Consider the following 26960-nt stretch of genomic DNA (forward strand, 5'->3'; position numbering starts at 1 on the left):
AAATGTAAGCGAGGTACGGCTGCGACGAAAGGCGGAGAATTCGCTTCGCTTGGGGGCGCGGTTCTGGTAGCCGTGCCCGAAATGTCGGAAATTACCCTCCCCTCCGTCACCACTGCCAAGGGCGACCTCTGGGTGTTCGGCTACGGCTCGCTGATGTGGCGGCCGGGCTTCGAATTCGAGGAGCGTGTCCCGGCGCGGCTGGTCGGCGAGCATCGCGCGCTCTGTGTCTATTCCTTCGTGCACCGTGGCACGCCGGAGAAGCCGGGTCTGGTGCTCGGCCTCGACCGCGGCGGCGCCTGCCGCGGCATCGCCTTCCGCGTCGCCGAAAAGAACCGCGCCGACGTCGTCGCCTATTTGCGCGCGCGCGAGCAGGTGACGTCGGTCTATCGCGAAGTCTTGCGCTCGGTGTGGCTGGAGAACGACGCGCGGCAGCGCGTCTCCGCGCTCGCCTATGTCGTCGACCGCGGCCATGTGCAGTATGCCGGCCGGCTGTCGCTCACCGACCAGCATCGCCACGTGCTCCAGGGCCACGGCCAGTCCGGCGCCAACCGCGACTACGTGACCGCGACGGTGAAGGCGATCGAGGCCGAAGGTTTTCGCGATGCGCCGCTGCATCAGCTTGCCACGATGCTGCATGGTGATGCGCATTCTCCGCACGCGCCGGCTCCGATCGAAGATCGAGAAAACCGCTAGCTCTCCGACGGCGCATAGCTCGGCGCCGAGCCGATCAGCTGCTCCTGCTCCTTGCGGCCCGCTTCGACGAGGCGGCCGGTCGCGTCTTCGATCGCCGTTTGCACACGGGAGAGAAACTCGTCCTTGGGCAAGCCCGGCGGCAGCGGATCGAGGAACTCCACCACCAGCGTGCCGGGATAGCGCATGAAGGTGCGGCGCGGCCAGAACAGGCCGGAATTGAGCGCGATCGGCAGGCACTGCGCGCCGCAGGACGAATAGATCTGCGCAAACCCGGTCTTGTAGTCCGGTGGCGCGCCCGGTGCGCGGCGCGTGCCTTCGGGGAAGATCACGAGCTGCCCGCCGCTGCGCACCGCCTCACGCGCCCGCCGCGTCATGTCCAGCAGCGCCTTGACGCCGGCGTTGCGGTCGATCGCGATCATCCCGGTCTTGACCAGGAACTGACCGAACACCGGGATCTGCATGAGCTGACGCTTGAGGATGAAAATTGGACGGTCGAAAAAACCCGGCAAGACGAACGTCTCCCAGAACGACTGGTGCTTCGCCGCGATGACCAATGGTCCCGCCGGGATCTTTTCGAGGCCGCGGAATTCCACCTTGATGTTGCAGACCACCCGCATCAGGAACAGCGTCGCCTTGGCCCACCATCGCGCGACCGTGAGCATGGCGCGCGGCGGCAATGCGAAGGTCGGCAGCGCCACGATCGCGAGGCACACCAGCACGGTGTAGAACAGCACGTTGAACACGAGCGATCGCAGGAAAATCAAGAACATCGAGGATCCGATCAATTGCCGATCAGTTGCCGATCAATTGGCCTGTGCGGTGGCGGGCCGCTTCGACTGAAGCCAGGGAGGCTGCTCCGACATCTCGGGCGAAAGGTCAATCCCGAAATCCTCCAGCCGCACCCTGAGCTCGGCAGCGATGTACTTGACATATTCCGACAGCAGCAGCCGCAAGGTTGACGCCGAGGTCCACCACGGCTCCTCGCGCCATTTGTCGCCGACCACCACGAACGGGATCAGTGTAGTCTCCGGCATCGCATGCGAGAATTCCACCAGCGCGCGCGGCATGTGATAGTTCGAGGTGACCACGATCAGCGATTTGAAGCCGCGCCCCTCGGCCCAGCGCCGCGCTTCCGCGGCATTGCCGCGGGTCGAGACCGCGGTGCGGTCGAGATCGACGCAGCAATGCATGAAGGACTGGTTCTCCGGCAGCGTCCGGGAGATGTCGCTCGCCGTCGAGGTCGGGTGCACGCCGGAGATCAGGAGCCTCCTGCCATAGCCGGCAGCGAGCAACTCCATCGCATCCGACACCCGCGAGGAGCCGCCGGTCAGCACCACGATGCCGTCCGCCCTGCGGTCCGGCGCGATCTCGGCGCCGCGCAATTGCGACAGAAACACGATGAAGCCCGCCGCCGCGCCGACGAAGGCGAGCGCAATCGTCGACATCACGGCCGCGCGCAGCCAGCCGCGCGGCAGTTTCGGCGATCGATCGTCGGTCGGCGCGGTCATGCGATGTCGGTAATCCCTTCCCTGAGGTGATTTTAGGACGTTTTGAGGCGAAGTGGAGTCCGGTTTATCAGCCTCAATCGACGTCATTCAGCGTCGCGAACAGCGTCTGGCGCGAGGCGACCGCGGTGATCGCGCCGATCAGCACCGCCTGCACCGCGAGCACGATGTAGCCGGACGGCCGCAGCGAGAAGGTACCGAGCAGCGCGGCGAACTGGTCGCCGACGGGGGTGCCGGAAAACCAGCCTGCAATCGACTCGGAGAAGCCGAACACCAGCATGGCCGCGCCGCCGCCGATCACGCCGCCCTCCAGCCCCAGCCTGAGGAAATGACGCAGGAAGCGGTTGGCGATGTAGCGGTCGCCGGCGCCGACGAAATGCAGCACCTCGACGATCGGACGGTTCGCCGCCATGGCGCCTCGGGTCGCGAACGACACCGAGATGATGGTGGCGACGATGACGAGCGCGAGGATGCCGAGGCCGGCGAGCACCGTGGCGTTGGTCATCGAGCGCATGCGCTCGATCCAGGCGCGGTGATCGTCGACGCTGGCGCTTGGCGCCACCTGGGTCACGCGGGCGCGCAAGGCGCCGAGGTCGAGCGCCGTGCCGGGCTGCACGCGCGCGATGATCATGCGCGGCACCGGCAGATCGTCCATCGAGAGGCCGGTGCCGAGCCAGGGCTCGAGCAGCTTGCCGCTCTCGTCCTTCGTGAACGGCTTGACCTCGACGATGCCGGCTTGCGCGCGCATTGCCTCGGTCACCGCCGCGGTGTCGCGTTCGAGATCGCGACCCGCCTGCGGGCGGACCTGGATGGTGATTTCGCTGGCGACGTCCGACTGCCATTCGGCGGCGGAGGCGCTCACCAGCAGCACCGTGCCGGTCGTCATCGACGCCAGGAAGGTCATGATGGCGACGACGGCGACCAGCGCGCGGCCGTGGATCGAGGCGCGCGGCACGATCGGCGACATGTTGCGCGCCCTGGCCGGAAGCGGCGGCCCCTCCTGTCCGAGATCGACCAGCACGCCGCGCTCGTCGGGCCTACTCATAGACGTGCAGCCGTCCCTGGTGCAGCACGAAGCGTCGCGCCTCGTACTGGTCCATCAGGGCGATATCGTGGGTGGCGATGATGACGGCGGTGCCTGACTTGTTGAGCTCGATGAACAGCCGCAGCAGGCGGCGGCCGAGCGTCGGATCGACACTGCCGGTCGGCTCGTCTGCCAGCAGCAGCTGCGGCCGCGAGATCACGGCGCGTGCGATCGCCGCGCGCTGCTTCTCGCCGCCGGACAGGATCGGCGGCAGCGCGTCCATGCGTTCGCCGAGCCCGACCCATTTCAGGAGATCGATGACCTCCTTACGGTAGCTCGATTCGTTGCGACCCATGACGCGGAACGGCAGCGCGACGTTCTCGTAGGTCGTCATGTGGTCGAGCAGGCGGAAATCCTGGAGCACGATGCCGATGCGCTTGCGCAAGTCCGCGATCTCGTCCTTGCCGAGCTGCGAGATGTCGTGACCGAACAGATTGACGAGACCCCGCGTCGGTCGATGCGACAGGAACAGGAGGCGCAGCAACGAGGTCTTGCCGGCGCCGGACGGGCCGGTGAGAAACTGGAAGGAATGCGCCGGGATCTGGAAATTGAGGTCGCGCAGGACCTCGGGCCCCAGGCCGTAACGCAATCCGACATTTTCGAACCGAACCAAGCTCAGCTCCGTTCGAGAGAGGCCGCGGGCCGCACGGCTGTGCTCCGCCACACGCGATAACGGGTTTTGCGGCCGTTATGGTTTCCGGTTCGTTAACGGTCGTCCTGTAGCACAATCGGTAGCATCTTTCGCCTCGGTTCTCCGCGACCGTGTCACCGTCAAGACTTGTCCATGCATCAAGGCTCGTCCATGCATATCGTCTGCCCTCATTGTACGACATCCTACGCCATCAAGCTTGCGAGCCTGGGGGCGAACGGCCGGACGGTCCGCTGCTCCCGTTGCAAGGAAACCTGGTTCGCCCATGCCGAGGATGCCATCGAGGAGGCATCTGTCCCGGCCATGGCCGCGGCCAGCCAGGCCGACGACCAGTCCGATCTCGCCGAGCAGTGGAACTCCTATGCCCAGGACGACGGCACCACTGATGCGCCTGTCGTTGACAGCCCCTCGATCGCCAGCGACTGGCCGGACCAGGAAGCCAGGGACACCGAGGACGAGTGGTCGGCCGCCGCCCGGTCCGTCGAGGAGGAAGTCGTCGGCGAACAGCACCAGTCCTGGTTCCGCAGCCTGTTCGGCCGCCGCGGCGCGCGGGTGAGCCGTCCGGTTGCCACCGCGGCCCCGCGAAAATCCCATTTCGGCCTGCCAACCGCCTGCGCCGCCATGGGTGCGCTGGTGCTGGCGCTGGTGATCTGGCGCGGCGACATGGTCCGGCTGCTGCCGCAGACGGCCGCATTCTACAAAATGGTCGGCCTCGAAGTTAACCTGCGCGCGCTGGCCTTCAAGGACGTCAAGCTCTCCAGCGAGACCGTGGACGGTAAGCAGGTGCTGGTGATCGAGGGCGTGATCGTGGGCCAGGGCAAGAAGCCGCTCGACATTCCCCGGCTGCGCTTCGCGGTGCGCGACGCGCAAGGTGCGGAAATCTACGCCTGGAACACCGTTCTGGAACAGACCGTGCTACAGCCCGGCGAGCGCGCCTTCTTCCGCTCGCGCCTGGCCTCGCCGCCGCCGGAGGGCCGCAATATCGACGTTCGCTTCTTCAACCGGCGCGACATCGCGGGCGGCAGCGTATAATCGATTTCGCAGGTCTCGCAGGCAAAGTTGGTGCGAGATTGATCCCAAGGTTGGTCTCATGCCCAAAATCCTGATCGCCGACGACGAGGATTCGATGCGCCAGCTGGTGGCGCGCGCCATCGCCATGGACGGCCACGAGGTCGTCACCGCGCAGGACGGCGCCGAGGCGCTGGAGATCCTGACTCGCGCGGACGGCGGGTTCGACCTGCTGCTCACCGACATCCAGATGCCGGTGATGGACGGCATCGCGCTGGCGTTGTCCGTCGCACGCGATTTCCCCGATTTGACCATTCTGCTGATGACCGGCTTTGCCGACCAGCGCGAGCGCGCCTCGAACCTCAATGCGCTGGTGCATGACGTCGTGACCAAGCCGTTCTCGGTCGCCGACATCCGCACGGCGGTGGCGGATGCGCTGGCGGCGAAAAAGGGGTAGCGGCCCCACGCACACGGTGTCGTCCCGGCGAAGGCCGGGACCCATACCGCGAGGTCCATCTGTAAAGATCGATAGTCGTACAGGGCGACAAGTCTTCGCCAAACGACTCCCTGTGGTTATGGGTCCCGGCCTTCGCCGGGACGACACCGAGATTGTCGCGGGCTGCGAGCCAACTCGTCAGCGCCTCAAAAATCCTTCAGCAGCCGCTCGATGTAGTCGAGCTCGATCTGCGGGCGCGAGCTATCCCCTAAGCGGCGGCGGAGCTCTTCGAGGATGCGGCGGACGCGCTGGGCGTCGATCTCGCCGGGGATCTTGACCGTGTAGTCGTCGCTCAGATCGCGGCCGTGAAGGGGGCGACCGAGCGGATCGGTCTGATTGCCGCCGCTCTGCTGGCGGCCGGGACGGTTGCCGGGACCATCGCCCTGTCCGTCGCCATCGCCCTGCTGCATTGCCTCGGCCATCTTCTGCGCGCCCTTGCGCAAGGCGTCGAGCGCTTTCCCTTGCGAGTCCACGGCACCGTCCGAATTGCCTTCGCCGAGCTGCGAGCCGGCATCGCCCATGGCCCCGTCGGCGGCGTCCAGACTGCCGTCGTCATCGCCCTGGTCGCCGTCCTGATCGCCATCCTGGCCCGGCTGTCCCTGCTCGCCCTGCTGACCCTTCTGCCCTTTCTGGCTCTGGCTTTTTTGGCCCTTTTGCCCCTTCTGCGCGAGGCCGCGCTTGGCGAGCTCGTCCTGCAGCTTCTTCAGGCGGTCGCGCAGTGACTGCTGATCCTGCTGGAGGTCCGACATCGACTGGTCGCCCTGCTGCTTGCCGCGCGAGCGCTCACGCCGGGAGTCCTGGCCCTGCTTGAAAGTCTTGTCGCGCAATTGCTGCTGCTTGCGGATCATGTCGCTGAGCTCGTTGAGCGCCTGCTCCATGTCGCTGTCGCCGGATTGCCCCGGCTGCGCCATCTGGAGATTTTCCATGATCTGCGCGAGCTGCTCGAGCATGCGCTGGGCCGCTTCTTTATTGCCTTCGCGCGCCGCCTTCTCGATTTGCTTCAGCAATTCGTCCAGGTCGCGCTGCGTGATGACGGAACGATCGCGATTGGAGGATTGGCTCTTTTCCGTCGCGCGCTTGTACTCCTCGAGCTTCTGGATGGCATCGGATTGATTGTTCAGGCTCTTGCCGGATTCCTTCTGCCTCAGGCTGTCGCCGGAATCCTGCATCGCCTTTTCAGCGCCATCGAGCAGGGCATCGACATCCTGATCCTGCTGGGCAGCCACGGGCGAGACGCCTCCCAACAGGAAGGCGAGACAGGCGATCGAGATCGCCTTCAAGACTGGCACGCGTGCTAACTTCCGCATTTACGGTCTCGCGTCGACTGGTTGGCCCCGTCGTTGCCCGCCTTCGCCCGGTTGTTCGCCGACTTGCGATAGGCCTGAAGCTGCTCGCGCAATGCGTCCTGCTGCTTCGCCAGCTCTTCGAGCTGCTCGGGCGTGGCGCTCTGGGTCTTTTGTTTCAGCTCGACGGACTTGTCGAGGATGAGCTGAACCTCGGCGGGGAATGGCTGCCGGGGTCCAAGCGGATTCTGCTCGGCGCGCCGGGCGAGATCACGCACCTTGCCGGCCATGGCTTCGCGCAGCTTCTGCGTCAGCACCCTGATCTCGTCCTCGCTGGCGCCGCGTTCCAGCGCCCGCTTGAGCGCGTCCTGGGCCCCGCGCAACGCCGCGTTGACGCTGCCGGCGACACCGTCGTCCTCGATCGTGACCGAGAACGCCCACATGCTCGCCACCACATCGCGCAGTGCGTCGTCGGTGCGCGCAGCCTCGAGCTGGGACGCCAGGCTGCGCAGACCGAGATAGCAGCCGGCATCCGGCGTGAACAATTCGGGCGCGATCATCAATGCGTCGAGCGCAGCGTAGACGTCGGAATTCTTGTTGGCGTCGAGCGCAAGGATACGGCGCTGTTCGACCAACGCGCGCGCGAGCGAGTTGGTGAACAGCCGCTCGGGCAGGCGCATGTTGAAGGGCTCGCTCCTGGCCTCGTTGCCGGCTTCGTCCTTGGCGGTGAGGGTCAGCGTGACGTCGGCGCCGGCATAGGGATCCTCGCTGAGGTCCTTCACCGTCTGGCCGACGCCGTTGCGGGTGCGCGCATTCGGCAGCACGAGCGGGAATTGCGGAGGCTGGAATAGCGGCCGCGCGGCGGCCTTGGTGTCGGCCTCCTTGCTGCCATCCTTGGCATCAGCGGGGCGCAGGCCGATTTGCGCGTCGGCGCCGGTGACGCCGTAATCGTCCTCGATCTTGTAGGAGAGCTGGAGTCCGCCACGGGCCTGGCGCTCGGGATCCTTGGCGAGGGCGATCGTCGGCGCGCGGTCCGGCGTTGCCGCAAACGCCCATTGCGGCTGGCCGGAGGGCGCGCGGACATGCGCGGTGCCGTCGCCGGTGATGGCAAAATGCTTCTCGTTGGTGCCCTTGGGCGTGGCTTCGGTGGGCGCGACCTCCTTGAGGCCGCCGGAGACGGCAACATCGAGGCTACCGCCGGAGGAGCGCACGATCAGGGTCGAGCCGGCGGGAACGGCAAGCGGGCCGCTGGGCGGCAGCGCCGCGGCCTCCTTGTTCGCGGCCGACAGGATGACCGGAGGCTTGCCGGTGTAGAGCGGCGGCGTGACCCAGGCGTCGACGCGAACATTCGCCGGCGCCAGCACGCCGTTCCAGTGGAAGGCGGCCCCGAGCCGCACCGCACGCTCGTCACCGGCGGCGAAGAAGGTCGCAACCAGCATCACCATGACCAGCGCGCGCAGCGCCCAGGGATCATGCAGAGCGAGCCGGGGCTTCGGCAGACCGGCGCGGATGCGCTTGATCGAAGCCAGCGTGCGCTCGCGCTGCGCCTGCCACAACGCCTGCGCAACCGGGTCCCGCGAGCTCAGCGTGTCCGTCAGCGTGGTGGCCGGCCGATGACGGATGCCGGAGCCGCGGTCGAGCCGGGCCAGCGCCTCCTCGCGGCTCGGCCAGCGAAAGCGACTCAACGGGAACAGGACGGCAATCGCGATGCCGGCGAAAACGACGAGACCGATGGCGCGGGCAATGAACGGCAGCGCCAGCCAGAGTCCGGCCCAGGACACCACCAGGAACAGGCCAATGACGGTGAGAAGCCGCGCCAAATTTGGCCAGGCACGCTCCCACGCGATGGCATAAGTGGCCCGCTGCAGGGCCTGCGCCAGCTTCAGCCGCGACAGAGCGTCGCCATCGCGGATCGGGTCTGACGGGTCGGGGGTGACGCCGTTCAATCAACTCTCCAGGTTGCCCGGGAGAGAAGCGTACCACAACGGCAGCACTGAGGCATCCGTTCCTGTACGGGAGACACCCCTTTTCCCGCATAACACGAGGACGTGACTGGCCCGCCGCAACCCCGTAATTTCCGCGCCGCCATCCAAAGAAAACAAAGGAAACGCCATGGACAAGAAGATGCACGACAAGGGCCTGGAAGTCCGCAAAGCGGTGCTGGGCGAGGCCTATGTCAACAACGCCCTGAAGAGCGTCGACGATTTCAACCGCCCGTTCCAGGAGATGCTCAACGAATATTGCTGGGGCACGGTGTGGGGCCGCGAGGAGCTGCCGCGCAAGACCCGCAGCATGCTCAACATCGCGATGATCGCGATCCTCAATCGTCAGCACGAATTCCGCGCGCATCTGAAGGGCGCACTCACCAACGGCGTCAGCCGCGACGAGATCCGCGAGATCCTGATGCAGGTCGCGATCTATGGCGGCATGCCGGCTGCGGTCGACAGTTTTCGGATCGCGCGCGAAGTGTTCGCGGAGATCGACGGCAAGGCGTGAGCGGTGCCGGTGTGAGGGACGGGGACGCGAGGTCCCTGCCCCACGTCGTCCTGGCTTTTGCCAGGACGACACCGAGGATGGATGCGCGCCGATCGACAACAACGAATCACGAATATTCAACACAAGGAAACACCATGGACATCGGATTCATCGGCCTCGGAAACATGGGTTTCCCGATGGCGCGGCGGCTGATCGAGGCCGGCAACCGGCTCGTCGTGTTCGACACGCGCCAAGAGGTCGTCGACAAGCTGGTGGCGCGCGGCGCCACTGCGGCGACGTCGCCGAAGGATGTCGCCGACCAGGTCGAGACTGTCATGGCGAGCCTGCCCTCGCTGCAGGCTTCGCTCGCGGTTGCGACGGGGCCGAACGGCGTGATCGAGGGGAGCCGCGTAAGACGCTTCATCGATCTCTCCACCGTCGGCTCGGCAATGGCGGTGAAGATTCATGGCCTGCTCGCAGAGCATGACATCGTGCAGATCGACTGCCCGGTCTCCGGCGGCGTCGGCGGCGCCGAGAAGGGCACGCTGGCGGTGATGGTCTCGGGGCCGAAGCCCGAGTTCGAGCTGCTCAAGCCCGCGCTCGACGTCATCGGAAAAGTGTTCTTCATCGGCGAGAAGCCCGGCGCGGCGCAGACCATGAAGCTCGCCAACAACTTCTTGTCGGCCACCGCGATCGTGGCGACCTCGGAAGCCGTGGTGATGGGCGTCAAAGCCGGACTCGATCCTGCCGTGATGATCGACGTCATCAATGCCGGCTCCGGCATGAACACCGCGAGCCGAGACAAGTTTCCGCGCGCGGTGCTGCCGCGGACGTTCGACTTCGGCTTTGCCACCGGACTGATGGTGAAGGACGTGCGGCTGGCGCTGGAGGAGATGAAGCAGCTCGGCCTGTCGATGGAGGTCGCGGATGCGGTCGGCCGGTTGTGGGAGACGGTCATCAGCGCGGAAGGCGCCGAGTCCGATTTCACCGCGGCGATCAAGCCGATCGAGAAGAAGGCGGGGGTTGTTGTCGGCGGCAAGCCGGGCGGATTGGCGGGGAAGTAGTTTTCGCGCGCCCCCTCCCGCGTCGTCCTGCACAAGCGAGCGCTTGGCAACGCGCAGCGTTGTCCAATGGCGAGCGCCGATCCAGGACCCATTACCACAGGCCGCAGGGACTACGGGGACTCGGGGTGACCGCTTCGCCCCAAACCACTTCCTGGGGTCATGGGTCCTGGCTTTCGCCAGGACGACACTGAAGATGAGGCGCGGTCGTACCGCTCCTCACCTCGCCTCACAGCCACGGCGCCGGCGTATCCATCGCGATCAGTTGCTCAACCTCGATACGCGGCCGCACGACCGCGTACTGGTCGCCCTTCACCAGCACCTCGGGGACCAGCGGCCTCGTATTGTAGGTGCCAGCCTGCACTGCGCCATAAGCGCCGGCGGTCATGATGGCGAGGAGATCACCCGGCTTCGGCGTCGGCAGGGTGCGGTCGAGCGCGAGGTAATCGCCGGTCTCGCAGACCGGGCCGACGACGTCGGCCGCGATCGTGGCCGCACCCTTCGCAGGCTGTGTCACCGGCAAGATGTCGTGGTGGGCCTCGTACAGCGTCGGACGGATCAGATCGTTCATGGCGGCGTCGATGATGACGAAATTCTTGCCGTCACCGTGCTTCACATAGATGACCTTGGCGACCAGGATACCGGCATTGCCGACGATCATGCGGCCCGGCTCGAACATCAGCGTGCAGCCGAGATTGTGGCTGACGCGCTTGACCATGGCGGCATAGGCGTCGGGCGCCGGCGGCGCCTCGCGATCCATGTAATAGGGAATGCCGAGACCGCCACCGAAATCGACATGCGAGATGTTGTGGCCGTCGGCGCGCAGCGTCTGCACGAATTCGGAGAGGATGCGGAACGCGATCTCCATCTTGGAGAGGTCGGTGATCTGGCTGCCGATATGCACGTCGGTGCCTGTTACCTCGATGCCCGGCAGCTTCGCGGCGCGGGCATAGACCTCGCGGGCATACGCGATCGGAATGCCGAACTTGTTCTCGGACTTGCCGGTCGAGATCTTTGCGTGCGTGCCGGCATCGACGTCCGGATTGACACGGATCGAGATGCGCGCGGTCTTGCCCGTCTCGGTCGCAAGGCGCGACAGCAACTCGAGCTCGGGCTCGGATTCGACGTTGAGGCAAAGGATGTCGGCGGCCAGCGCGGCGCGCAGCTCGTCTTCCGTCTTGCCGACGCCGGAGAACAGGATCTTGCTGGCGGGAATGCCGGCGGCCAGCGCGCGCTTCAATTCGCCGCCGGAGACCACGTCCGCGCCGGCCCCGAGCCTGGCCAGCGTCCGCAGCACCGACTGATTGGAGTTCGCCTTCATGGCGTAGCAGACCAGCACCTTCTCGCCGGCGAAGGCGTCGGTGAAAACGCGATAGTGCCGCTCAAGCGTCGCGGTCGAATAGCAATAGAACGGCGTGCCGACGGTTGCAGCCAGCTCGGACAGGTTCACCGCCTCGGCGTGCAGCACGCCGTTGCGATAGTCAAAATGGTTCATGGCGTTGGCTCAGTTGCCCCAGCCTATCGGCTGGGTCTTTCGTCCAGGAGCGGGTCGAGGATGAACGGTTTCTTCTTGCCCTTGGCCGCCGCCGGTGCGGCGTCCGCGCCATAGGTGGGATTGAACACGCTCGGCGTCTTCTGGGCTTCGGTCTCGGTGTCGGTCGGCTGCGCGACGTTGGCCGTGGACGCGCTGGAGGCGGTCGGCGGCAGATCCAGCGGGCCCTTGCGGCCGCAGCCGGCAAGCGCGAGCGCCGTCAGGCTCAAGACAATGATGGCCCACCCCGAGCCGGCCGGGCGAAACTTTGACGTCACGACGAAATCCCCACTACGCGCGGCGCACCATACAGAGATTGGCGCGTTCTGGCGAGAGCCCGATGACCATGAAACATAAGCGAAATTTTGCCCTCAGCCCAATTTTCGCTCTTTTTCCAACCGCTTCACCCAGGCCTTGGCCTGCGCGGCAACGTTCTTCGGCGCGGTGCCGCCAAAGCTGGTGCGGCTCTTCACCGACGATTCGACCGAGAGCACGCCGAGCACGTCCTTGGTGATCTTCGGCTCGATCGCCTGCATCTCCTTGAGCGGGAGCTCGTGCAGCGCCACGCCGCCCTCAGCGGCTTTCGCGACGATGCGGCCGGTGACGTGATGGGCCTCGCGGAACGGCATCTTCAACGTCCGCACCAGCCAGTCGGCAAGATCGGTCGCGGTGGCGTAGCCCTCGCCTGCGGCCGCTTTCATCTTCGCTTCATCAGGCACGAGATCGCGGACCATGCCGGTCATGGCACGGATCGCGAGCGACAGCGCGGCGAAGCCTTCCATGGCGCCCTGCTTGTCCTCCTGCATGTCCTTTTGATAGGCGAGCGGCAGGCCCTTCATCACGATCAGCAGCCCATTGAGCGCGCCGATCACGCGGCCGGTCTTGGCGCGCACCAGCTCGGCGGCGTCAGGATTGCGCTTCTGCGGCATGATCGAGGATCCCGTGGTGAACTTGTCGCTGAGGCGGATCATGCCGACCAGCGGCGAGGTCCAGATCACGATCTCCTCGGCAAAGCGCGACATGTGCACGGCGCAGATCGAGGCCGCCGACAGCGTCTCCAGCACGAAGTCGCGATCGGAGACCGCATCGAGCGAGTTCGCCATCGGACGATCAAAACCGAGCGCCTTCGCGGTGGCGTGACGGTCGATCGGGAACGAGGTGCCGGCGAGCGCTGCAGCTCCGAGCGGGGATTCGTTCAGCCGCTTGCGCGCGTCCTGGAAACGGCCGCGATCGCGCGCGGCCATCTCGACATAGGCGAGCAGATGGTGACCGAAGGTCACCGGCTGCGCGGTCTGCAGATGCGTGAAGCCGGGCATCACGGTCGCGGCATGTTCGAGAGCGCGATTGACCAGCGCCGCCTGGAACGTGGCGAGCGCGGCGTCGGTCTCATCGAGGATATCGCGGACATAGAGCCGGAAATCGGTCGCGACCTGGTCGTTGCGCGAGCGCGCGGTGTGCAGGCGGCCGGCGGCAGGGCCAATCAGCTCGGACAGGCGGCTCTCGACATTCATGTGAATGTCCTCGAGCGCACGCTTGAATTCGAAGTCGCCCTTGCCGATCTCTGACAAAATCGTGTCTAGACCCTTGCCGATATTTTTCGCATCAGAGGCCGTGATGATGCCCTGTGCGGCCAGCATCGCGGCGTGAGCCTTGGACGCGGCAATGTCCTGGGCAAAGAGGTGACGATCGACGTCGATGGAAACGTTGATCTCTTCCATGATCTCGTCGGGACGTTCCGAGAACCGGCCGCCCCACATCTTGTTGCTCATGATCCCCTGCTCACGCCTTGCTTGCCGCCACCGCATGTTTGCTGGCTGCGGCCCGCCGTATTAAGAGGCCCCTGATAGCCATATCTGCGACCGGATGACAAACGATATGCTCGACAAGAAGCCTTCCGCCACGCGCCGGATCCCCCTCGTCATCGCCACCGTGGCGGTCGGGGGCATTGCCGGCTTCGCCGCGCTTTACGGGCTGGGCCTGAGCCGGGCGCCTACCGGCGATCCGGCCTGCCGGGCGGCAGTGACGACGGCCTCGAGGATCGCCCCGCTCGCCCATGGCGAGCTGGCGGCGCTGACCATGGCGACCGCACCGCTGAAGCTGCCGGACTTGGCCTTCGAGGACGCCGACGGCAAGCCGAAGAAGCTGTCGGATTTCCGCGGCAAGACGCTGCTGGTGAACCTCTGGGCCACCTGGTGCGTGCCCTGCCGCAAGGAAATGCCGGCGCTGGACGAGCTCCAGGGCAAGCTTTCGGGCCCGAATTTCGAGGTGGTGGCGGTCAATATCGACACCCGCGACCCCGAGAAGCCCAAGACGTTCCTGAAAGAGGCCAATCTGACCCGACTCGGCTATTTCAACGATCAGAAAGCGAAGGTTTTTCAGGATCTTAAGGCGATAGGCCGGGCTTTGGGCATGCCCACCTCAGTGCTGGTCGATCCCCAAGGCTGCGAGATCGCGACGATCGCGGGGCCGGCGGAATGGGCGAGCGAGGATGCGCTCAAGCTGATCCGGGCGGCGACGGGCAAAGCCGCCGCGTCGTTCTAGGCGATGATGTTTTAAGCCGTGACGTTGAGGTTGCCGCCGACGCCGGCGCCGACATTGGCAAGCGAGGGCTGTCCGGCGCCGAGCAGCGTCAGGACGGTGGATTTCTCCGCATCCGCGTTCTGCTTCATCAGCGTCGCCGAGATATTCGACTGCAGCGCGCCTTGCTGAGCGGCCAGCATGGTGCTGACCATCGCCATCATGTCCATTACGCGAACCCTCGTACCGGGCGCAGCCTAGGGGCGTGGGGTTAACGCGACATGAATTGTCACGAAGCGGATGCACGCAGGATGGGCGGTGCCCGTGTCCCGGACGCGGCGCGTCATGCAATGACGCGACGCAGAGCCGGGACCCATGCCTCGGCCCCATGCCTCGGCGTGCACGCGGCCTCTGGGCCCCGGCTCAGCAGCGCTTCGCGCTGCGTCCGGGGCACGAGACCGCCTCTACCGCGTCGGAACCGGCTTGGCGCCGCGGTAGTCGTAGAAGCCACGTTGGGTCTTGCGGCCGAGCCAGCCGGCCTCGACGTATTTCACCAGCAGCGGGCACGGACGATACTTGGAGTCGGCCAATCCCTCATGCAGCACCTGCATGATGGAGAGACAGGTATCGAGGCCGATGAAATCGGCGAGCTCCAGCGGACCCATCGGATGGTGCGCCCCGAGCTTCATCGCCGCGTCGATCGCCTCGACGTTACCCACGCCTTCGTACAGCGTGTAAATCGCCTCGTTGATCATCGGCAGCAGGATGCGGTTGACGATGAAGGCCGGGAAATCCTCGGAGACCGCGACCTGCTTGCCGAGCTTGGCGACGAATTCCTTGGACGCCTCGAAGGTCTGATCGTCGGTAGCGATGCCGCGGATCAGCTCCACCAGCTCCATCAGCGGCACCGGATTCATGAAGTGAATGCCGATGAAGCGTTCGGGCCGGTCGGTGGCGGCGGCGAGCCGCGTGATCGAGATCGAGGAGGTATCGGAGGCGACGATCGCCTCCGGCTTCAACACTGCGCAGAGCTCGTGGAAAATCTTGCGCTTGACCTCTTCCTTCTCGACCGCGGTCTCGATCACGAGATCGCAGTCCGCGAGATCGTCCAACTTCTCGCCGGCCACGATGCGCGCCATCGCCTTGGCTTTGTCGTCCTCGCTGACGGCCTTCTTGGAGACCTGCCGCGCCAGATTGCCGTTGATCGTGGCCATGCCTGACTTGAGGCGGTCGACCGAAATGTCGTTGAGGACCACGTCGAAGCCGGCCAGCGCAGCGACATGCGCGATGCCATTGCCCATCTGCCCCGCGCCGATCACGCCGACCTTCTTGATTACTGCCGCCATAATGTCATCCACCGGAACGGCGCGCTGCTGACCGCGCCTGCCTATCCCCCTGAGCCGGGAGGTCCGATTTAATCAGAACCCGGCCTCGAAACCTAGATTGGATCGCTTCGAAGGCGTGTCCCACGCCAAAGAAAACGCCTCAAAAAGCAACACCGGCCGGAGTTTATACCTCCGGCCGGTGTTTTAGCGCGTTTTACTTGCCGAGCTTGCCGAGTTCGGCCGTCAGCTCCGGAACCGCCTGGTAGAGGTCGGCGACCAGACCGTAATCGGCAACCTGGAAGATCGGCGCGTCCTCGTCCTTGTTGATCGCGACGATCACCTTGGAGTCCTTCATGCCGGCCAGATGCTGGATCGCGCCGGAAATGCCGACAGCGACATAGAGCTCGGGGGCCACGACCTTGCCGGTCTGGCCGACCTGCCAGTCGTTCGGCGCATAGCCCGCATCCACCGCCGCGCGCGAAGCGCCGACGCCGGCGCCGAGCTTGTCGGCGAGCGGCTCGATGTACTTTGCGAAGTTCTCACGGCTCTGCATGGCGCGGCCACCGGAGACGATGATCTTGGCCGAGGTCAGCTCGGGACGGTCGCTCTTTGCGACTTCCTCGCCGACGAAGGACGACAGGCCCGGATCGGCCGCCGCCGCGACGCTCTCGACCGACGCGCTGCCGCCTTCACCCGCCGCGGCGAAGGTGGACGTGCGCACCGTGATGACCTTCTTGGCGTCCTTCGACTTCACCGTCTGGATGGCGTTGCCGGCGTAGATCGGACGCTCATAGGTGTCGGGCGCGACCACCTTGGTGATCTCCGAGACCTGCATGACGTCGAGCAGGGCTGCGACGCGCGGCATCACGTTCTTGAAGCGCGAGGTCGCGGGTGCGACAATGGCGTCATAGGACGGCGCCAGCGAGACGATCAGCGCGGCCAGCGGCTCGGCCAGATCGTGCGCGTAAAGCGCGCCGTCGGCCAGCAGCACCTTCTTGACACCGGCAAGCTTGGCGGCGGCGTCCGCCGCGGCCTTGGCGTTCTCGCCGGCCACCAGAACCTCGACGTCCGCGCCGAGCGCTGCCGCCGCAGTCAGGGCCTTGTTGGTCGCATCCTTGAGCGACGCATTGTCGTGTTCGGCAATCAGAAGCGTCGTCATCAGAGCACCCCGGCTTCGTTCTTGAGTTTCGACACCAGCTCGGCGACGTCCTTGACCTTGACGCCCGCCTTGCGGCCCGCCGGCTCCGTCGTCTTGAGAACCTCGAGACGCGCCGTGGCGTCGACGCCGTAATCGGCGACGGTCTTGTCCGCGATCGGCTTCTTCTTGGCCTTCATGATGTTGGGCAGCGAGGCGTAACGCGGCTCGTTGAGACGGAGATCGGTGGTGACGATCGCCGGTCCCTTCAGCTTCACGGTCTGCAAGCCGCCGTCGACTTCGCGGGTGACCTTGAAGTCGCTTCCGTCAACCTCGAGCTTCGAGGCGAAGGTCGCCTGCGACCAGCCGAGCAGCGCGGCCAGCATCTGGCCGGTCTGATTGCTGTCGTCGTCGATCGCCTGCTTGCCGAGAATGATCAGGCCCGGCTGCTCTTCGTCCGCAATCTTCTTCAGGATCTTGGCGACCGCGAGCGGCTCGACCGCGCCCTCGGCCTTCACCAAGATGCCGCGATCGGCGCCCATGGCGAGACCGGTGCGGATCGTTTCCGACGCCTGCGCCGGTCCGATGGAGACCACCACGACTTCGGTCGCCTTGCCGGCTTCCTTTAGGCGCAGCGCTTCCTCGACCGCAATTTCGTCGAACGGGTTCATCGACATTTTGACGTTGGCGAGTTCAACGCCCGATCCATCACTCTTGACGCGGACCTTGACGTTGTAATCGACCACCCGCTTTACCGGCACCAAGACCTTCATCGATCCTCTTTCACTCAATCTGGGAGGGGGGTTATCAACTGGCGCGGAACCTAAAGGCCTGATCCGGCCCGGTCAACGCGCGAAGGGGTCTAATTTTGGCGCCCAGAAATGCGCCGCTTAATGGGTCAGCGATTCTGGCCCGGAACCCAGAGCACGTCGCCGGCGCCGTCATCGTTAGCGGCGCGGCTGGCGACGAACAGGAAGTCTGACAGGCGGTTCATATACTGGATGCCAGCGGCACCAACGGGCTCGCCCGGCCGGGCCGCCAGTTCCACCATCACGCGTTCCGCCCTGCGGCAAATCGTACGGGCGACATGGAGGTAGGCGGCGGCCGGCGTTCCGCCCGGCAGCACGAAGGAGGTCAAGGGCGCCAGCTTGTCGTTGAGCGCGTCGATGTCGCGCTCGAGCCGCTCGACCTGGCTCGCCACCACCCGCAGCCGCTCCGCTTTGCCCTCACGTTCGGGCACCGCGAGGTCCGCGCCGAGGTCGAACAGATCGTTCTGGATGCGGCCAAGCATCGCGTCGAGCTCGGGCGCATCCCTGGTGTGAAGCCGGGCCACGCCGATCGCAGCATTGGTCTCGTCGACCGTGCCATAGGCCTCAATGCGCAGATCGTATTTCGGGCGGCGTTCGCCCGAGCCGAGCGCCGTCGTGCCGTCGTCACCGGTTTTCGTATAGATGCGGTTGAGCATGACCATGTTAACGCCCCATCGCCCACACGGCGAGCATCGCGATGACGATCGCCACGAACTGCAGCAGCACGCGCAAGCGCATCAGCTTCTGCGAGGTGTTGGGCGAGCCGCCGCGCATCATGTTGATGAGACCGAGCAGCAGCACCAACGCCACGGCGCCGACCGCGATCGGCAGGATGAAAGTACTCAGGAGAGATGCCATTTGAGGGTAGATAACACCCTGCGCGCCGGTCCGCCATGGCGTTCCCGATCTGGCTTTTAAGCCAATAATATCAGAAGCTAGCTGGATGAATCCGGGTTTGCGCGAATTGCCCATCCTCTTCGCCTTTCCCCGCTTGCGGGGAGAGGCCGGAATGCGCTCCCCGCGCGCGGGAAGAGGAAGCAGCAACAGCAGTGCAGGTGGCGAGTGAAGGCAATCCGCACCATCTACGTCGTCGTGATGGACGCGTTCTACACGTTCCTGGCCGACGACGGCTGGGCGATCGCGAGCCACATCGCGCTGTCGACGCTGATGGCGCTGTTCCCGTTCCTGATCGTGCTGACCTCGCTCGCCGGGTTCTTCGGCTCCAAGGAGCTCGCGGACCAGGCCGCAAGCCTGATGCTTCAGGTCTGGCCCAAGCAAGTCTCCGACTCAATCTCGGGCGAGGTGCACGACGTGCTGACCACGACCCGCTCCGGTGTGCTGACCGTCGGCGCGGTGCTGTCGGTCTACTTCGCCTCGAACGGCGTCGAGGCGCTGCGGGTCGCACTCAACCGCGCCTATGCGGTGGTCGAAATGCGGCGCTGGTACTGGCTGCGTCTGGAGTCGATCGGCTACACGCTGGTCGCCGCCTTCACCGCGCTCGCCATGGCGTTCCTGATCGTGCTCGGTCCGCTCATCATCGAAGCGACGCGGCGCCACATTCCGCTGTTCGTCGAATCCAACGAGAGCATCCTCACCTGGCTGCGCTACGGCATCACCGTGGGCGCGCTGGTGGTGGCGCTGCTCATCCTGCACGCCTGGCTGCCGGCGGGGCGACGCGGCTTCCTCCAGATCCTGCCCGGCATCGTCTTCACCATCGGGGCATCGCTGATATCAGGCATCGTGTTCGGGCAATATCTGGCGCGCTTCGCCAACAACTACGTGACGATGTATGCGGGGCTCGCCTCGGTGATCATCGCGCTGGTGTTCCTGTACTTCATCGCCGCGATCTTCGTTTTCGGCGGCGAGCTCAACGCAGCGATCATCAAGTCGCGGCTTCCTCACGGCGTGTCGCTGCAAGCAGCGCAGTCGCTAAAGCCCGCGGAGACACAGGCTTGACCAGAAAGGCGTCGGCGCCGGCCGCGCGCGAGGCGACCTCGTCCTCGCCGCGACCGGACACCCCGATGATGGGGATCTGAGCCAGCGGCGTCGCCATGGTACGGATCCGCCTGATCGCCTCGACGCCGTCAATGCCCGGCAGAACCATATCCATCAGCACCGCGTCGAACGCCCCCTGCGCGAGCCGGTTCACCGCGTCCTCGCCGCGCCCGATGAACTCGGCATGATGGCCGAGTTCGGTCAGGATGGTGTTGAGCACGACACGGCCGAACGGATTGTCCTCGACGCTGAGCAAGCGTAGCGCCGGGACCGCATCCATCTCGGCTTCGCCCTTCGACTTGCTGGACTTGCCCGATCCCGTGGCATCCACCGACACCGTCAACGTGAAGGTGGCGCCGCCGCCGCGCCGCGGGGCGACGGTGATGTCGCCGCCCATCGCGCGCGCCAGTTGCTTCACCGAGGACAGGCCCAGGCCGGCGCCGCCGAAGCGCGAGGCAATGGTGACATTGGCCTGGGTAAACGGGCGGAACAGCCGCTTGATCTCGGCCATGGCGAGGCCGATGCCGCTGTCGGACACGGCGAAGGCGACACCGGCCCTGCCTTTGCTCTTTGCTTTGCCTTTGCCCTTGCTCGCGGCGGAACGCCAAGGCGCGACCGTGAGCGCCACGCCGCCGTGCTCGGTGAATTTCACGGCATTGTCGATCAGGTTCTCGAGCGCGGCGCGCAGGCGGACGGGATCACCGACCACCAGCCCCGGCAGCTTCTCGGAGATATCGACCTCGGCCTGGAGACCCTTGGCCGCGGCGCGACCGGCCAGCGAATCGCCGGCGTTGCGGGCGAGCGTCCGCAGGTCGAACAAATCCTGCCGCAGCGTGCTTCCACCCTTGCCGGCTCCCTTGCCGGTTCTGGCGGCATCGACGAACAGGGTCGCAAGGCTCGCCAGATGCTCGGCACCGGCCTTGATCGTGTCGGCCCAACGCCGCTCCCGCTCACCGAGATCGGAAGTCGCGAGCAGGTCGCTGATCGCGAGAATGCCGGTCAGGGGGGTGCGGACCTCATGGGCAAAGGCGGCAAGAGCGGCCTGGACCACGTCCGGCTCGACCCGCTTGGTGCTGCGCTTGGGCAACCGGGCGGTCGGCCCGGACCGCTTCCGAACCACTCGCTTGGACGTCCGCGTAGTGCGCGCTGCGCGCGTTTTCGCCGCCATAACTCCCCTTCGAAGTATCCCCTTCGAACCCCGGGCCGTCAGGCGAGCATGGCACGGCGGAACCCCCGGAGTCACGGCGGTGTTTGGCTAACCCCCAGAGAAACTTAACCTAATCCCACCAACTGGCGGATACCGGCGGGCGTGGCCCCGGCAGCGCGCAGTTCACGAAGGCCGGTCGAGCTGGTTGATTTCGACAGCTTCCGGCCGGCCTCGTCGCGAAGTAGCCCATGGTGGCGGTAGACGGGTTCGGGCAGGCGGAGCAGAACCTGCAGCAGACGGTGGACCGAGGTGGCGTGGAACAGGTCCTGGCCCCGCACGATCTCGCTGATGTCCTGGAGCGCATCGTCGACAACGACTGACAGATGGTAGCTTGTCGGCGTCTCCTTGCGGGCCAGGATCACGTCGCCCCAGGCCTCGGGCCGCGCGGGGACGATGCCGCGCTCACCAGCGGGCCCCTCGCCCAGCTCGTTCCAGGTCAGGCCGGCGGCGCGGCGGCAGGCGGCCGCCATGTCGAGCCGAAGCGCATAAGGCGTGCCGGTGTCGATGAGCCGGTCGCGCTCGTCGGCGGACAGCGATTTGGCGTCGCCGGGATAGAGCGGTGCGCCGTCGGGATCGCGCGGCCACGGCCCATCCGCTTCACGCGCCGCAACCAGCCTTGCGATCTCGGCGCGGCTCTCGAAGGCGGGATAGACCAGGCCAAGCGCGGAGAGCCTGTCCAGCGCCGCGCGATACGCGCCGAGATGCTCCGACTGCCGCCGCACCGGCGTCTCCCAGGCGATGCCGAGCCAGGCGAGGTCTTCGTCAATCGCCGCCTCATACTCCGGCCGGCAGCGCGTCGCGTCGATGTCCTCGATCCGCAGCAACAGCCGCCCACCGGTCTCGCGCGCACGGTCGGAATTCAACAGCGCTGAATAGGCGTGTCCGAGGTGCAGGTAGCCGTTCGGACTGGGGGCAAATCGGAAAACGGGTGGCATAGATTCTCGCGAGACTTGTCATTGCCGGGTAAAGCCGCCTGAAGGACGGCCTCGCTTCCGCTCGCCTATGACCCGGTAATCCATCTTCCAGGACTCTGTTACGATAGGAGAGGGATGCGCGGGTCCCGCCCACGCCGAAGGTTTCGGCGGGCTTCTCGGTATTGGGCCAGCGTAGCTTTAGCAGAGACGGCAAGCCCGCGCATGACGAGTTGAGCAAGCCATGACCATCCACCTGGAAACCCAATCCGACCTCGAAGAGGCCGTCCACGCGCTGGTCAAGCGCGATCCGCGGCTCAAGCCCGTGCTCGCGACTGCCGGCATGCCGGCGTTGCGGCGGCGCGAGCCCGGCTTTGCCGGGCTCGCGCATATCGTGTGCGGGCAGCAGCTCTCGACGGCGAGCGCCGCGGCGATCTGGGGACGGTTGTCCGCCGCCTTCGATCCGTTCGACCACGAGGCGGTGCGCCGCGCCCGCACCGACCGGCTGGGACGGCTCGGCCTGTCCGCCGCCAAGATCAAGACACTGAAACATCTCGCGCGCGAGATCACTGCGGAGCGGCTGAACCTCGAGGTGCTCGCTGAAGAGGATGCCGACGCCGCGCATCACACGCTAATCTCGCTGCCCGGCATCGGGCCCTGGACCGCGGACGTCTATCTGCTGTTTTGCCTGGGCCATGGCGACGCCTGGCCGGCCGGCGACCTCGCCGTGCAGGAAGGCATCCGCATCGGGCTCGGCTTGCAGGCGCGGCCGACGGAAAAGCAGATGACGCCACTCGCCGAACCCTGGCGCCCCTTGCGCGGCGCGGCGGCGCATCTGTGGTGGAGCTATTATCGCGCCGTGAAAAAGCGCGAAGGCGTCATCGCCGGATCTGCCTAGAGTGCGAGACCGCACAAACTGGAAAGAATGGCAATCGTTCCTACGCCTCTTCGAAGCCGAGCAAATTTGAAGACGCGCGCTTCCGTCGCAAATGGCGGAGCAACCAATTCGAATCTCGCCTGTTGTCGACCGGCACAATCAACAGCCGGAGGACAAACTATGTCACGCCTAACAATGCTCGCCGCAGCTCTCTTGCTGCTCGGATCAGTGCCCGTAAGCGCACAGTCGCAGCCGGCGCAAAGCGGGCCGGGCAACAACGCGGTCAACAGTTCTGATCACAACAACTCGAACGCACCGGTTGCAGGCCGCAACAGCTTCACCGAGGGTCAGGCGAAGTCGAAGATCGAGTCGGCCGGATATTCCAATGTTTCCGGCTTGCAAAAGGACGACAAGGGCGTCTGGCGCGGCAAGGCCGACAAGGCCGGGACCAAGGCGGATGTGAGCGTGGACTTCCAAGGCAACGTGAACCCCGCCAAGTAAGCAGGAGGATGAAACATGACGACCACCATTTCTCGACTCTATGACAACTATTCGGATGCGGAGCGTGCGGTCAGGCGCCTGGAGGCCGCAGGCGTGCCGCACTCCGACGTGAGCATCGTCGCGAACAATTCCGATAACTGGTACGGCTCATCGACGGGCAAAGTCGATCGTGATCGCGACGGCGTCGACGATCGCGCCGAAGGCGCCGGCACGGGTGCCGGCATCGGCGCAGGCCTCGGCACCGCGGCCGGCCTGCTTGCAGGACTTGGCTTGCTCGCTATTCCGGGACTCGGACCGGTCGTTGCTGCCGGATGGCTGGCCTCAACCGCAGTGGGTGCCGCAGCCGGCGCCGCGACGGGCGGCATCGTCGGCGCGTTGACCCAGGCCGGGATGTCGAAGGAAGATGCATCGCGCTATGCGGAGGGCGTTCGCCGCGGCGGAACGCTGGTTTCAGCGCGGGTATCCGAGCAAGATCGAGCCCGTCTTGATACCCTTCTGAATGAAAGGTCGGTGAACCTGCAGGATCGGAGCGCCGCCTGGCAAAAGTCCGGCTGGAATGGCTTCGATGACGCAAGCCCGCCATTGTCACCTGACGATGTCGGCCGTGAGCGTGAATTGTACGGCGCCGGCACCCGCGGCAGGTAAGGATGTTCCGTCCGCCGCACGCGGGCGGCGGCGGACCCCGCAGCTAATGCCACAAGGGAGGCTCCACTGAGGTGGAGCCTTTCTTGCGTGCCTATTGCAAGCTTCGCGAAAGCAGGAGATCTCGATACGCTGAAGGGGCGCATTCCGCCGGAGCAGGGCCACATGCTCTCACTGCTCGGGTAAAGCGCTTTCGAGGCCTGTCGAACCGGTATAGCGTCAACCCCAGGGAAAACGCCGCGAAGACGGCCAAGGTCGCGCATGCTGGACAAGACGAAGGATATTTCCGTCTCTGCACAAGCCTGGCTCGATGAATTCGAGCGCACGCTGGGCAAGCCCGATCCCGCCGCACTCGACCGCCTCTTCCTCGCCGACAGCTTTTGGCGCGACGTGCTGGCGCTGAGCTGGAACCTGCAAACGATCGCTGGCCATGATCAGATCGCGCAGGCGCTGACGCTTCTGTCGCCCAAGGCGGCACCGGGCAGCTTCAAGATCGCGCCGAACCGAGCGCCGCCGCGCTGGGTGACGCGTGCCGGCAACAACAATATCGAAGTGATCTTCAATTTCGAAACCGCCCTGGGGCGCGGCAGCGGCATCGTCAGGCTTATGCCCGACGCTACCGACGGCGACCGCCTGAAAGCATGGACGCTGCTCACCGCACTCGACGAACTCAAAGGCTTCGAGGAGCAGCTCGGCAACGCGCGGCCGCGCGGCCAGGCCTATTCGCGCGACTTCCGTGGACCGAACTGGCTCGACCTGCGCAACGCCTCGCGCGACTACGCCGATCGCGATCCCGTCGTGCTGGTGGTCGGCGGCGGCCAGGCCGGGCTCGCGATTGCGGCGCGGCTGAAGCAGTTGCAAATCGACACCCTGATCGTCGATCGCGAGGCACGGATCGGGGACAATTGGCGCAAGCGCTACCACGCGCTGACCCTGCATAACCAGGTGCAGGTCAATCATTTGCCCTACATGCCGTTTCCGCCGAGCTGGCCGACCTATATCCCCAAGGACAAGCTCGCCAACTGGTTCGAAGCTTACGTCGACGCGATGGAGCTGAACTTCTGGACCGGCACCGAATTCGAGGACGGTGTCTACGACGATGCCAAGGACAATTGGACCGTCACATTGCGACGCGCCGACGGGGGCAAACGCACCATGCACCCGCGCCATGTCGTGATGGCGACCGGCGTCAGCGGCATCGCAAATGTGCCTGATATTCCAACCCTCGATAACTTCAAGGGCACGCTGCTGCATTCGGGCCGCTACGAGGACGGCGAGAACTGGACGGGCAGGCGCGCCATCGTCATCGGCACCGGCAATAGCGGCCACGACATCGCGCAGGATCTTCACTCCAGTGGCGCGGACGTGACGCTGGTGCAGCGTTCGCCCACGCTCGTCACCAATATCGAGCCGTCGGCCCAACTCGCTTATGCGACCTACAATGAGGGCACGCTCGAGGACAACGACCTGATCGCGACCTCGATGCCGACGCCACTCGCGAAGAAGACCCATGTGATGCTGACGGAGCAGTCGAAGGAACTCGACAAGGAGCTGCTCGACGGATTGCAGCGCGTCGGCTTCAAGCTCGACTTCGGCGAGGCCGGCACCGGCTGGCAGTTCAAGTACCTCACCCGCGGCGGCGGCTATTATTTCAACGTCGGCTGCTCCAACCTCATCGTCGAGGGCGCGATCAAGCTCAGGCAGTTTTCCGACATCGAGGGCTTCGTCACCGAGGGCGCGCGGATGAAGGACGGCGCGACCCTTCCGGCCGACCTGATCGTGCTCTCGACCGGATACAAGACGCAGGAATATCTGGTGCGGAAACTGTTCGGCGACGGCGTCGCCGATCGGGTCGGCCCGGTCTGGGGATTTGGCGACGGCCTCGAGCTGCGCAACATGTATGCGCGCACCAGGCAGCCCGGCCTGTGGTTCATCGCCGGCAGCCTCGCGCAGTGCCGGATCAACTCGAAATATCTCGCGCTCCAGATCAAGGCGATCGAGGAAGGGATTTTGGGGCGTGAGGTGAGTGCCGCTTAGGCCTCGTCATTGCGAGCGCAGCGAAGCAATCCAGAATCTTTCCGCAGAGACAGTCTGGATTGCTTCGCTGCGCTCGCAATGACAGTGTGGGGACGATCACGCTGCCAAAACGAACAAAGGGACAATCAATGCCAGCCATTCTCGGCGCCGGCGAGCACCGTTACCGCGTCGTCGAAAACTTCACCAAGCTGCCGGACGGATGGCAGCTCACCGACGTCGCTTCGGTCGCGGTCGACAGCAAGGACCGGGTCTACGTCTTCAACCGCGGTGCCCATCCGATGGTCGTGCTGGACCGCGAGGGCAATTTTCTCCGCAGCTGGGGCGAGGGGCTTTTCTCGCGCGCCCACGGCCTGCACATCGATGCCGACGACAATCTCTATTGCACCGATGACGGCGATCACACCGTGCGCAAGTGCACCGCCGACGGCAAGGTGCTGCTGACGATCGGCATCCCCGAGAAGCCGTCGCCGTTCATGAGCGGCGAGCCCTTCCACCGCTGCACCCACACCGCACTGTCGCCGAAGGGCGAGATCTACGTCTCCGACGGCTATGGCAATGCGCGCGTGCACAAGTTCACGCCGGAAGGCAAGCTCCTCAAGAGCTGGGGCGAGCCCGGCACCGATCCCGGCCAGTTCAACATCGTGCACAACATCGCCGCCGACGCCGACGGTTTTGTCTACGTCGCCGACCGCGAGAACCACCGCGTGCAGGTGTTCGACGGCAACGGCAAGTACGAGACGCAGTGGAACAATCTGCACCGCCCTTGTGCGCTATGCTGCTGCGGCGGCGGCAAGAGCCCGACCTTCGTCATCGGGGAGCTCGGCCCGGGCCTCGCGGTCAACCGCAAGGTGCCAAATCTCGGCCCGCGGCTGTCGATCGTGGACGCGAAAGGCAATCGCATCGCGCGGCTCGGCGGCGAGGAGGGCCCGGGCATCGCGAGCGGCAAGTTCCTGGCACCGCACGGCATTGCGCTGGATTCCAGGGGCGACATCTATGTCGGCGAGGTCGGCGTCACCGACTGGAAGACCAGCTTTCCGGACGAGGAGATGCCGGCCGCGGTCCGCGCCACGCGGTGCTTGCAGAAGCTGGAGCGGGTACGCGAGTAGCAGCGCGGGTAAGCCCCGATGCGCTGTCAGGTCGCCCCTGCCTTCCGTCCCCGCCCCAAATCGCGGCGCTTCTGGGCGCTTTGCCACCCCGCCGCCGCATTGCTTGCGACTGA

The 26960-nt window shown here is 65.6% G+C and carries 29 protein-coding genes; 12 read left to right on the top strand and 17 right to left on the bottom strand.

Annotated elements, in window-relative coordinates:
- Positions 1-81: 81 nt before the first annotated feature.
- The gene (locus tag JQ591_RS34160; protein WP_211400354.1) at positions 82-693 is read left to right on the top strand and encodes a gamma-glutamylcyclotransferase; all 612 of its coding nucleotides are present in this window, start codon (positions 82-84) and stop codon (positions 691-693) included.
- Here the strand turns inward: JQ591_RS34160 and JQ591_RS34165 are convergent.
- The 4 genes from JQ591_RS34165 to ftsE form a co-directional block, all read right to left on the bottom strand.
- Positions 690-1463, bottom strand: a complete 774-nt coding sequence (locus JQ591_RS34165) for a lysophospholipid acyltransferase family protein (protein WP_211400355.1) — start codon at positions 1461-1463, stop codon at positions 690-692. The two genes, JQ591_RS34160 and JQ591_RS34165, sit on opposite strands and share 4 nt — an antisense overlap.
- Positions 1464-1496: 33 nt before the next feature.
- Positions 1497-2201 carry a YdcF family protein gene (locus tag JQ591_RS34170; protein WP_211400356.1) on the bottom strand — a complete coding sequence of 235 codons (705 nt, stop codon included), beginning with the start codon at positions 2199-2201 and terminating at the stop codon, positions 1497-1499.
- A 73-nt stretch (positions 2202-2274) separates the two neighbouring features.
- A complete protein-coding gene (locus JQ591_RS34175; protein ID WP_211400357.1) occupies positions 2275-3243 on the bottom strand; it encodes a cell division protein FtsX in 969 nt (322 codons plus the stop codon).
- Positions 3236-3895 carry a cell division ATP-binding protein FtsE gene (gene ftsE / locus JQ591_RS34180; RefSeq protein ID WP_211400358.1) on the bottom strand — a complete coding sequence of 220 codons (660 nt, stop codon included), beginning with the start codon at positions 3893-3895 and terminating at the stop codon, positions 3236-3238. The genes JQ591_RS34175 and ftsE overlap by 8 nt, the downstream gene beginning before the upstream one ends.
- Positions 3896-4084: 189 nt before the next feature.
- Here ftsE and JQ591_RS34185 point away from each other — a divergent pair, with 189 nt between their 5' ends.
- A complete protein-coding gene (locus tag JQ591_RS34185) occupies positions 4085-4963 on the top strand; it encodes an MJ0042-type zinc finger domain-containing protein (RefSeq protein ID WP_211400359.1) in 879 nt (292 codons plus the stop codon).
- Positions 4964-5021: 58 nt separating this feature from the next.
- Complete coding sequence (locus JQ591_RS34190) at positions 5022-5396, top strand: response regulator (protein WP_211400360.1); 375 nt, start codon at positions 5022-5024, stop codon at positions 5394-5396.
- Positions 5397-5581: 185 nt separating this feature from the next.
- Here JQ591_RS34190 and JQ591_RS34195 read toward each other — a convergent pair whose 3' ends face one another.
- Together JQ591_RS34195 and JQ591_RS34200 are read right to left on the bottom strand one after the other, a co-directional pair.
- A complete protein-coding gene (locus JQ591_RS34195; RefSeq protein WP_211400361.1) occupies positions 5582-6742 on the bottom strand; it encodes a DUF4175 family protein in 1161 nt (386 codons plus the stop codon).
- On the bottom strand, positions 6730-8664 hold the full coding sequence (locus tag JQ591_RS34200) for a TIGR02302 family protein (protein WP_211400362.1): 1935 nt from the start codon (positions 8662-8664) through the stop codon (positions 6730-6732). The genes JQ591_RS34195 and JQ591_RS34200 overlap by 13 nt, the downstream gene beginning before the upstream one ends.
- Before the next feature lie 166 nt (positions 8665-8830).
- Between JQ591_RS34200 and JQ591_RS34205 the strand changes: the two genes are divergently transcribed.
- Positions 8831-9214, top strand: coding sequence for a carboxymuconolactone decarboxylase family protein (locus JQ591_RS34205; RefSeq protein ID WP_027514149.1), 384 nt, complete (start codon positions 8831-8833; stop codon positions 9212-9214).
- 134 nt (positions 9215-9348) lie between these two features.
- Positions 9349-10257, top strand: coding sequence for an NAD(P)-dependent oxidoreductase (locus JQ591_RS34210; RefSeq protein WP_211400363.1), 909 nt, complete (start codon positions 9349-9351; stop codon positions 10255-10257).
- A gap of 226 nt (positions 10258-10483) precedes the next feature.
- Here JQ591_RS34210 and lysA read toward each other — a convergent pair whose 3' ends face one another.
- The 3 genes from lysA to argH form a co-directional block, all read right to left on the bottom strand.
- A complete protein-coding gene (lysA, locus tag JQ591_RS34215) occupies positions 10484-11749 on the bottom strand; it encodes a diaminopimelate decarboxylase (RefSeq protein ID WP_211400364.1) in 1266 nt (421 codons plus the stop codon).
- A 23-nt stretch (positions 11750-11772) separates the two neighbouring features.
- A complete protein-coding gene (lptM, locus tag JQ591_RS34220) occupies positions 11773-12063 on the bottom strand; it encodes an LPS translocon maturation chaperone LptM (protein ID WP_211400365.1) in 291 nt (96 codons plus the stop codon).
- A 93-nt stretch (positions 12064-12156) separates the two neighbouring features.
- The gene (gene argH / locus JQ591_RS34225) at positions 12157-13554 is read right to left on the bottom strand and encodes an argininosuccinate lyase (RefSeq protein ID WP_211400366.1); all 1398 of its coding nucleotides are present in this window, start codon (positions 13552-13554) and stop codon (positions 12157-12159) included.
- Between the two features lie 106 nt (positions 13555-13660).
- On the opposite strand from argH, the gene tlpA reads away from it, so the two are divergent.
- Positions 13661-14326: a thiol:disulfide interchange protein TlpA gene (gene tlpA, locus JQ591_RS34230; RefSeq protein WP_211400367.1), complete on the top strand. Its 666-nt coding sequence runs from the start codon at positions 13661-13663 to the stop codon at positions 14324-14326.
- An 11-nt stretch (positions 14327-14337) separates the two neighbouring features.
- Here the strand turns inward: tlpA and JQ591_RS34235 are convergent, their stop codons facing one another.
- The 6 genes from JQ591_RS34235 to JQ591_RS34260 form a co-directional block, all read right to left on the bottom strand.
- Positions 14338-14532 (bottom strand): hypothetical protein, encoded by a 195-nt coding sequence (locus JQ591_RS34235; protein ID WP_211400368.1) that lies wholly within the window; start codon positions 14530-14532, stop codon positions 14338-14340.
- Between the two features lie 234 nt (positions 14533-14766).
- Positions 14767-15648 (bottom strand): 3-hydroxybutyryl-CoA dehydrogenase, encoded by an 882-nt coding sequence (locus JQ591_RS34240; RefSeq protein WP_211400369.1) that lies wholly within the window; start codon positions 15646-15648, stop codon positions 14767-14769.
- Positions 15649-15841: 193 nt separating this feature from the next.
- A complete protein-coding gene (locus JQ591_RS34245; protein ID WP_027514159.1) occupies positions 15842-16786 on the bottom strand; it encodes an electron transfer flavoprotein subunit alpha/FixB family protein in 945 nt (314 codons plus the stop codon).
- Positions 16786-17535 carry an electron transfer flavoprotein subunit beta/FixA family protein gene (locus JQ591_RS34250; protein WP_211400370.1) on the bottom strand — a complete coding sequence of 250 codons (750 nt, stop codon included), beginning with the start codon at positions 17533-17535 and terminating at the stop codon, positions 16786-16788. Before JQ591_RS34250 ends, JQ591_RS34245 begins: the two co-directional genes overlap by 1 nt.
- A gap of 125 nt (positions 17536-17660) precedes the next feature.
- The gene (locus tag JQ591_RS34255; protein WP_211400371.1) at positions 17661-18233 is read right to left on the bottom strand and encodes a cob(I)yrinic acid a,c-diamide adenosyltransferase; all 573 of its coding nucleotides are present in this window, start codon (positions 18231-18233) and stop codon (positions 17661-17663) included.
- A gap of 1 nt (position 18234) precedes the next feature.
- The gene (locus JQ591_RS34260; protein WP_211400408.1) at positions 18235-18429 is read right to left on the bottom strand and encodes a twin transmembrane helix small protein; all 195 of its coding nucleotides are present in this window, start codon (positions 18427-18429) and stop codon (positions 18235-18237) included.
- Between the two features lie 204 nt (positions 18430-18633).
- Between JQ591_RS34260 and JQ591_RS34265 the strand changes: the two genes are divergently transcribed.
- The gene (locus JQ591_RS34265; RefSeq protein ID WP_211400372.1) at positions 18634-19527 is read left to right on the top strand and encodes a YihY/virulence factor BrkB family protein; all 894 of its coding nucleotides are present in this window, start codon (positions 18634-18636) and stop codon (positions 19525-19527) included.
- On the opposite strand, the gene JQ591_RS34270 is transcribed toward JQ591_RS34265, so the two are convergent.
- Positions 19454-20734 carry an ATP-binding protein gene (locus JQ591_RS34270; protein ID WP_211400373.1) on the bottom strand — a complete coding sequence of 427 codons (1281 nt, stop codon included), beginning with the start codon at positions 20732-20734 and terminating at the stop codon, positions 19454-19456. The genes JQ591_RS34265 and JQ591_RS34270 overlap by 74 nt on opposite strands.
- 104 nt (positions 20735-20838) lie before the next feature.
- Positions 20839-21708, bottom strand: a complete 870-nt coding sequence (gene gluQRS, locus JQ591_RS34275) for a tRNA glutamyl-Q(34) synthetase GluQRS (protein WP_211400374.1) — start codon at positions 21706-21708, stop codon at positions 20839-20841.
- 220 nt (positions 21709-21928) lie between these two features.
- Here gluQRS and JQ591_RS34280 point away from each other — a divergent pair, with 220 nt between their 5' ends.
- The 5 genes from JQ591_RS34280 to JQ591_RS34300 all read left to right on the top strand — a co-directional run bounded on the left by JQ591_RS34280 (position 21929) and on the right by JQ591_RS34300 (position 26847).
- Positions 21929-22582 (top strand): DNA-3-methyladenine glycosylase family protein, encoded by a 654-nt coding sequence (locus tag JQ591_RS34280; protein ID WP_211400375.1) that lies wholly within the window; start codon positions 21929-21931, stop codon positions 22580-22582.
- Between the two features lie 159 nt (positions 22583-22741).
- A complete protein-coding gene (locus JQ591_RS34285) occupies positions 22742-23062 on the top strand; it encodes a hypothetical protein (RefSeq protein ID WP_211400376.1) in 321 nt (106 codons plus the stop codon).
- A gap of 15 nt (positions 23063-23077) precedes the next feature.
- Positions 23078-23707, top strand: a complete 630-nt coding sequence (locus JQ591_RS34290) for a hypothetical protein (RefSeq protein ID WP_211400377.1) — start codon at positions 23078-23080, stop codon at positions 23705-23707.
- Positions 23708-23965: 258 nt separating this feature from the next.
- Positions 23966-25741: a flavin-containing monooxygenase gene (locus JQ591_RS34295; protein ID WP_211400378.1), complete on the top strand. Its 1776-nt coding sequence runs from the start codon at positions 23966-23968 to the stop codon at positions 25739-25741.
- Positions 25742-25869: 128 nt separating this feature from the next.
- Positions 25870-26847: a peptidyl-alpha-hydroxyglycine alpha-amidating lyase family protein gene (locus JQ591_RS34300; protein ID WP_211400379.1), complete on the top strand. Its 978-nt coding sequence runs from the start codon at positions 25870-25872 to the stop codon at positions 26845-26847.
- The last annotated feature ends 113 nt before the right edge of the window (positions 26848-26960 follow it).

The sequence above is a fragment of the Bradyrhizobium canariense genome, assembly GCF_018130465.1.
In the GTDB taxonomy this organism is placed as follows: domain Bacteria; phylum Pseudomonadota; class Alphaproteobacteria; order Rhizobiales; family Xanthobacteraceae; genus Bradyrhizobium; species Bradyrhizobium canariense_C.